This window comes from Arthrobacter sp. UYEF36 (genome assembly GCF_040547025.1).
Taxonomy (GTDB): Bacteria; Actinomycetota; Actinomycetes; order Actinomycetales; family Micrococcaceae; genus Arthrobacter.
Genome location: NZ_JBEPOX010000027.1, coordinates 1 through 3,147, shown reverse-complemented (window position 1 = coordinate 3,147; position 3,147 = coordinate 1). Strand labels below are relative to the sequence as shown.

General features: G+C 64.6%; 2 protein-coding genes and 1 pseudogene. All 3 read right to left on the bottom strand.

Annotated features, from left to right (window positions below; genetic code table 11):
* Nucleotides 1-311, bottom strand: a pseudogene (locus ABIB29_RS19940) (transcription termination factor Rho); the annotation flags it as partial.
* Between the two features lie 139 nt (nucleotides 312-450).
* Nucleotides 451-1,089 carry a DUF3558 domain-containing protein gene (locus tag ABIB29_RS19935; protein WP_354174775.1) on the bottom strand — a complete coding sequence of 213 codons (639 nt, stop codon included), beginning with the start codon at nucleotides 1,087-1,089 and terminating at the stop codon, nucleotides 451-453.
* Entirely contained in the window at nucleotides 1,073-2,542 is a 1,470-nt protein-coding gene (locus ABIB29_RS19930) for a hypothetical protein (RefSeq protein ID WP_354174773.1), read from the bottom strand. Before ABIB29_RS19930 ends, ABIB29_RS19935 begins: the two co-directional genes overlap by 17 nt.
* Nucleotides 2,543-3,147: the final 605 nt, after the last annotated feature.

Here is a 3,147-nt window from a genome sequence, read left to right as displayed (position 1 = left end):
AAGCTGCGGCGCTCCCCGCCACCTTCACGCGGAGCCCGATCACCATAGGGCTTCCGGTCACGATCCCCGCCACCGCTGTACGGCGGCTTACGGTCACCGTCACGCGCCGAGCGGTCGCCGAAGGGCTTACGATCATGATCGTTGGAGGAAGGACGGTCCCCCTGGGCACCCCGGTCATCGCGGGCACGGTAGCCACGCGGGTCGCCGCCGGAGTTGTTCGCGCCGCGGAATCCACCGCCGCCCGAATTCCGTCCGCCGCCAAAGTTGCCGCGGTCGTTGCCGCCGCGATTACCGTCGTTGTGCTCAGCCATGCTGGATTCCTCCTGTTGCGAGCCCCCGACTGGCACGCTGGCAGCCGTACTACTCTAGTTGCTTCTTGCCTGATGAGGGCGATTCCGTGGTGAACGGGACGCCTCGAGGCCAGCCTCTATTGTAGTCGAGTCCGGCGGGCTAGATTTTGGCCGTCTCTGCCAACTTCCTCAGCACCGCCAGTCCTTCCGGCGCATCCCACGTCGAAACCTCCTGCGGCTGGGAGACGATAAATTTCCAGACCTGGGTCCCCTCGGCGACAGCCAGAACATGCTCCGTGGATTGGCTGAGCCGGTTGGTGGCATAACGTGCTTCACCCCACAGGCCCGTCACTTCTGTGGGGGACATCATGGCCTCCCACGGGTCAGCACCCGCCCGGCTTGCCTCGTCCGGATAGGTGACCGTCTCCAGGACGACCGCGTGCGTCGTCGTGCCGGAGGTGTCGAGCGGGTAGATGCAGTTTTCGTGCCTGACACCTGCCGGACTGACCGTCCCGGCAACTTCACCGGCCTGGATGTCCCGCGCCGCGTCGCCGAGAGCCGCCTTGATCTGTTCAACACTCAGGAGAGAACATGCCCCGACGTCGGTGGTGGGGATCAGTGACGATCCGTCACGGGCTGTCGGGGGTACAGAAGTGCTGGGACTCGCCGCGGCCGTGGATCCAGTCGACGTCGAAGCCCCTGCGCTGGGCGCCGGGGAGGGCCCGCTGCATGCTGACAAACCGAACACGAGGATGAGTCCGAGGCTCGCAAGCCCCGTCGTCTTAGTTGAAAACATCATCTCCGACTCCCATGATGATCCGGTCTCCGGGCACGGCCCCCTGCTGGAACCGCACGACGTCTGCTTCATTGAGGGAAATGCAACCCCAGGTGGGGACCCTGTTGGCATGAAGGAAGATCGCAAATCCGGCATTCATCTGGATAGGTGAGTCCGGTGGGCGGTTGTAGTTGATCACAACGCCTTGACGGTAATCATGGGACGGCCGGGTCGCGTAGTACCACATGTTTTCGTCCGGGAAGATGTCGGCACTGGATTCAAAGTACTTGTTGTAGTTGGAGTTCAACCGGCCGCCCCAACGTGAGTACGGGTTGAGTTGGAGGTAGGAGAGCGCGGTTCCAGGGTTTCCGAGGCCAAATGCTTCGGTCACTGAGAACGAGCCGGTGGGTGAGAACTTGTTGATGGTCGGACCGGAGGCGACGCCCGGCCGGGCAAATCCGCTCTCCCCGGCATAGCCCGCGACGCTCCATTCGACCCGGTAGGCACCGTTGGCCCGGACGCAGGTGGTGAAAGTAACAGGCGTTGCAGGGTAGCTCTCGGCGATGGCGAAGGACACCCGCGCCGGGCCCGCGCCCAGGTACCGCACGGCGTTGCGGTTCAACGATTCGCAGTAACCAGCAGACCGAAGGTGATACTTGACCCCCAGCCCGGCCGCCCAGGTGAATCTGCCGTACTGGAACTCCTGTGAACATACGCTGGAGCTGGCGCAGGACTCGGCCGCGACCGGATAGCCCAGTGATCCAGCTTCCCAGCTCCTGGCCCCGTAGCTGGCGAGGATGGCTCCCCACATCGGTTGGGCGCCACCAAAGGGCGACCAGTACACGACGCCGCCTTCGAAGCGCTGGACGCAGCCGTCATTCCTAAGGCCGCAGGTCTCGTCGCTGACGGCATAGCCCAAACGTCCGGACTCCCAGTTGAGGGTCGCCCATCTGGCCGCAATTGCAGCCCAGGTGGCGTGGGCTCCGGTTCCGCTGGACCAGTGAACCGCACCGCCTTCGAAGCGCTGAACACAGCCGCCATTTTTCAAACCGCAGATCTCGTCGCTGGTGGGATAACCGAGTCGCCCCGATTCCCACCTCAGCGCCGCCCATTTGGCGGCGATGGCCGCCCAGGTTGCGTACGCTCCGGTCGCCTGGGACCAGTGAACGGCACCGCCTTCGAAACGCTGAACACACCCGGCGTTCCTGAGCGTGCAGACTTGTTCGCTGACGGGATACCCCAGTCGCCCGGATTCCCAGTTCAAGGCCGCCCACTTAGCGGCGATGGCCGCTGTTGTGGCGTGCGCCCCCGTCGCCGTGGACCAGTGAATGGCACCGCCGTCGAAGCGCTGAACACAGCCGCTGTTCCGCAGCTCACAAAAAATGGTGGAGGCGACGGGACCCAGCCAGCCGGTCTCGCCCCCCAGGGACAACCAATGGGCCTCGATGGCGGATTCGCCGGCCCCGGCTGCAGCCACGCCCGCGGGCAGGTCTGCGGCGGCCCCCGTGCTGGTCGGACTGGGCTCAGCCGACGGTGTGGGTGCGCCTGACGGCGTAGCCGTCGGGACAGCCTTGGTAGGCGCGGACGTCGCTGTCGGCGCGGAAGTCGCAGGTGCGGAGGTGGCCGAAGGGGAGGGTGAAGGGGAGGGTGAAACCGTGGGGTCCGCTCCAGGCGCCGGCTGGAGGGTCGTAGCTATGGTGGGGGTGACGGCAGGTAAATCTTCAGCATGCGCCGGAACGACGGACGTCGCCGCAGCGGCCGCCAGGATTGCCACCAACGCAATCACTTTTGGAAATTTCACTAAACCACTCCCCCAAATCGAATAGTGGACGCGGTGGTTCCACCCGGGCCGCCGTCAGCAAGCCCCACCAAATAGTAACGGGGGCAGGTATGTCGAGGGCAAGGGCGCACCGGGATCCGGGTGACCTAAATCACGCAGTGTGGTTGTTTAGTTCACCTGCCGGGGCGGCTGGGGTGTTGTTTTGTGGTTAAATGCGGGAGAGCCCCGACCGTGTGGTTGGGGCTCTCGACCGTTTAATGATGTTCCGGCGGTGACCTACTCTCCCACACCCTCCCGGGTGC